This is a genomic window from Ruminococcus sp. CAG:379, from assembly GCF_000434255.1.
In the GTDB taxonomy this organism is placed as follows: Bacteria; Bacillota; Clostridia; order Oscillospirales; family Ruminococcaceae; genus Ruminococcus_F; species Ruminococcus_F champanellensis.
The window spans coordinates 1-3777 of the sequence record NZ_FR894909.1 but is presented as its reverse complement, the minus strand read 5'-3'; the positions used below and the strand labels follow the sequence as shown (position 1 = coordinate 3777).

Genomic DNA, 3777 nt, shown 5'->3' with positions numbered 1-3777 from the left:
GCAGCGGCGGGCAACGATCCGGATCAGCATTGCGGGCAAGCTGCACCGCATTACATTGGCGGTGCGATACGTCTAACAAACCGACCTGATGGCAGACACCGGGGTTGATACGTCCCCCGGTGTCGCGCAGGATTGCATGATGCCAGCCACCTGATTTCAACCCGAAATCCGGAATGGCGGAGCATGCCTGTTTAAAATCGAATTTACGCTGTTTAAAATCGTTTAAACGATTCTGCCCATGAAATGATACCCCCGGAAACAAACATGCCTTACAGCGCATTGTAGGGCGTGTTTTTACGCATGAAAGGAGATGCCCTGCATGGGAGCATTGAAGGACGCAGGGATCCGGTCCCTGCAGGACAATCTGGCAGCCTACGACGCTGCCAGAAAACAGGAGGAAAAACAGGATGCAAACAGCCTGAAATCCCTGTTTGATGCCTATTTAAACACCAAAAGCAAAGCGAAACGGGAACGTATGCTGAAAGAGTTCTCCGAGCGCAGACTGGAGTTTGCAGCCTATCTGCAGGCACACCCGGAATTGGTGGCCGCAGAAACCAAGCGTGCCCTGATCACGGCAGCCCTGGGCGGCGAATATGTGGAGACGGAAACCGGCGTGGATTCCGCCGGCAGACGGCACAAGCGCCGCCGGGTGCGGCAGGTTGCACCCAACCTGCAGGCAATCCTGCAACTGCTGGAATCGGATGTGACGCCAAAGCCGGAAAATAATCTGCTGGAAATTATCCGGGAGGGACTGGAGGCAGAAGATGAGGTATAAAACCATGTCCCCCAAGCAGCGAAAAGCCATGCTGTGGTGGGCTGACCCGCATACGGATCACTACGATGCTATCATCTGCGACGGCTCCGTCAGAAGCGGCAAGACCATGTCCATGTCCGTAGGCTTCCTGATCTGGTCCCTGTCCCGGTTTGACCATCAGACGTTTGCATTGTGTGGCAAAACCATTGACAGCCTGAGACGCAACGTGATCACGCCCCTGCAGACCTGGGTGGAGGGGATCTTCGAGATCCGCCAGTACGTCAGCCGCAACTATCTGGAAATAACGGACGGCAGCCATACCAACCGGTATTATCTGTTCGGCGGAAAGGACGAATCCTCTGCTGCCCTGATCCAGGGCATTACCCTGGCAGGAGCCTTTCTGGATGAGGTTGCATTGATGCCCCGGTCATTTGTGGAACAGGCAGCAGCCAGATGCTCCGTCAGCGGATCCCGGCTGTGGTTCAACTGCAATCCAGACAGCGCCGAGCATTGGTTCTACAAAGAATGGATCTGCAAAAAAACGGAAAAGAACGCCTTGCATCTGCATTTTACCATGCAGGACAACTACGCCCTGGACAAGAAGATCCGGGAACGCTATGAGCGCCTGTACACCGGCGTATTCTATGACCGGTACATCAAGGGACTGTGGTGCATGGCGGAGGGGTTGGTCTATCCCAACTGGTCGGACAGATATGTGCTGCACGGAGATATCCGTCTGTCCCAGAACGTGGAGTGGTACATTGCCATCGACTACGGCACCATCAACCCGTTTTCAGCCGGGTTATGGGCGGTCAGCCCACGGAACGCCATCCGGGTAGCAGAGTACTATTATAACAGCAAAGAAGAACGCACCATGCGGACGGATGAGGAGCACTACGCCGCCCTGGAGCAGCTGGCAGGCGACCGACCGATCCAGCATGTGATCGTGGATCCTTCCGCTGCCAGCTTCATCGAGTGCATTCGCCGGCACGGCAGATTCTCCGTGCGGAAAGCCCACAATGAGGTGCTGCCGGGGATCAGCCGGACCGCGACCCTGATTCAGAACGGAAGGATCCTGGTGCATGAAAGCTGCAGGGGAATTCTGCGTGAATTCGCACTTTATCGGTGGGACGATAAGGCAACGGACAAGGTAATCAAGGAAAACGACCACTGTATGGACGAGCTACGGTATCTGGTAAACACGGTACTGCGGCGCACGATTCTGGCAGACATAGGAGGTGATGTGCATGATTAACAAATCGGAAATTGAAAAGGCCACCGGCATCCGGATCGCTATGAGCGGAGAAATGCGGGACAGGATCCGGCTGTGGCGGAACATGCTGTGCAACGAGCAGTCGTGGGTCAGCAACCGTGTCCGTGGGCTGCGATTGCCGGTGAAGATCGTGGACGAATTTGCACGGCTGACCCTGTTCGGCGCATCCATTTCCGTCAGCGGATCCCAACGCGGGGCATACATCGACCGGGTCTTACAGCAGACCATGACGGACGCAAAGAAATGGGTGCGCCTGATGTGTGCCACCGGCGGTGTGGTGCTGCGACCGGTGTATGACGGACACCAGATCCGGGTCAACTACATTACGGCTGACAAGATCTACCCCATTTCCTACGATGACGACGGCAGACTGATTTCTGCCGTATTCCTGGACACCTACCGAAACGGAGACCGGTTTTATCACAAGCTGGAAATCCACGAATTCCACCCGGACGGCACCGGCAGGATCCGCAATCAGGTGTTTCAGTCTCCCAGCGTGGACATGCTGGGAGATCCATGCTCCCTGCGGCAGACAGGGCTGTGGGCAGATCTGGAGCCGGAACGCAGCTACATGGATCTGGGCGGTCCCCTGTTTGCCTACATGTGCATTCCGGCGATCAACACGGTGGATCCGGACAGCCCCATGGGCATGTCCGTGTACGCCGAGGCGGTTGACCTGATCCGGGATGCAGATCAGCACTGGGAAAAAATCAAGTGGGAATTTGAAGCCACCCAGACTGCCATTGATGCGCCGGCAGATTTCCTGAAGCCCACCCCTTCCGGGCTGATCCTGCCGGATACTGCGAATCGCCTGTATCGGCGGTACAACGCAGATCCGTCGGACGCCCAGCTGGGGCTGCAGATTTTCAGCCCCCAGATCCGGGACACATCCCTGTTCCACGGGCTGGACGGCATTTTCAAACGGATCGAATTCAACTGCAACCTGGCATATGGGATGCTGTCGGATCCCCAGAGCGTGGAAAAAACTGCCGAGGAGGTGCGGGCATCCAGGCAGCGCTGCTACAGTGCTATTTCTGATATTCAGGGGAACATCCGTGCCGGACTGCGGCAGCTGACCAGTGCCATCAATGACTGCTGCGCTGTGTATCAGCTGACACCCCAGGGCAGATACCATGAATGCTACGAGTTCGGCGACGGGGTCATGGAGGACCCGGACAAGGAGTTTGCACGCCGGATGCAGATGCACACTGCCGGGCTGCTGTCGGATACCAAGTTTATCGCCTGGTACTTTGACTGTGACGAAGCCAAAGCAGCGGAATACAAGGCAGCTGCATCTACCCTGTTTGCAGGCGGTGATATCTGATGCTGACGCCGGACTACCTGCTGCACTGCACGGATTCCCTGACGGAGCTGCTGGATGCCTACGACAATGCGGTTGTATCGGACATTGCCCGGCGCATTGTCAAAACCGGGTATGTCACAGAAACCGCCAAGCACCAGATCAGACAGGCACAGCAAATGGGGCTGTTGTATGAGGACATCATCCGGGAGATTGCCCAGCGGACGAACGCCACGGACAGCATGGTGCGGGCACTGTTTGAGGATGCCGGGGTGGAAACCGTACAAACAGATAACCGGCTATACACCGCTGCCGGGCTGCAGCCCACCGATCTGCGTGCATCCCCGGCCATGCTGCAGATGCTGCAGGCTGGCTACGAGAACACCCTGGGCACCATGCACAATCTGACCCTGACCACCGCCAACACGGCGCAGCAGGCCTACATATCCG

General features: G+C 56.8%; 5 protein-coding genes. 4 read left to right on the top strand and 1 reads right to left on the bottom strand.

Annotation, left to right across the window (positions count from 1 at the left end):
* Positions 1-280: hypothetical protein (locus QVO51_RS07510; protein WP_288168001.1), on the bottom strand; the 280-nt coding region annotated here is incomplete at its 3' end.
* 39 nt (positions 281-319) lie between these two features.
* Here QVO51_RS07510 and QVO51_RS07505 point away from each other — a divergent pair.
* The 4 genes from QVO51_RS07505 to QVO51_RS07490 form a co-directional block, all read left to right on the top strand.
* Entirely contained in the window at positions 320-775 is a 456-nt protein-coding gene (locus QVO51_RS07505) for a hypothetical protein (protein ID WP_022357887.1), read from the top strand.
* Positions 765-2009, top strand: coding sequence for a PBSX family phage terminase large subunit (locus QVO51_RS07500; protein WP_022357886.1), 1245 nt, complete (start codon positions 765-767; stop codon positions 2007-2009). The genes QVO51_RS07505 and QVO51_RS07500 overlap by 11 nt, the downstream gene beginning before the upstream one ends.
* The gene (locus QVO51_RS07495; protein WP_022357885.1) at positions 2002-3351 is read left to right on the top strand and encodes a phage portal protein; all 1350 of its coding nucleotides are present in this window, start codon (positions 2002-2004) and stop codon (positions 3349-3351) included. Before QVO51_RS07500 ends, QVO51_RS07495 begins: the two co-directional genes overlap by 8 nt.
* Positions 3351-3777 (top strand): phage minor capsid protein (locus QVO51_RS07490; RefSeq protein ID WP_303645059.1); only part of this gene is annotated, 427 nt, incomplete at its 3' end. The genes QVO51_RS07495 and QVO51_RS07490, both read left to right, overlap by 1 nt.

Coding starts and splice junctions, on each gene's coding strand:
- QVO51_RS07505 (WP_022357887.1), top strand. CDS start 320: ATGGGAGCATTGAAGGACGCAGGGATCCGGTCCCTGCAGGACAATCTG.
- QVO51_RS07500 (WP_022357886.1), top strand. CDS start 765: ATGAGGTATAAAACCATGTCCCCCAAGCAGCGAAAAGCCATGCTGTGG.
- QVO51_RS07495 (WP_022357885.1), top strand. CDS start 2,002: ATGATTAACAAATCGGAAATTGAAAAGGCCACCGGCATCCGGATCGCT.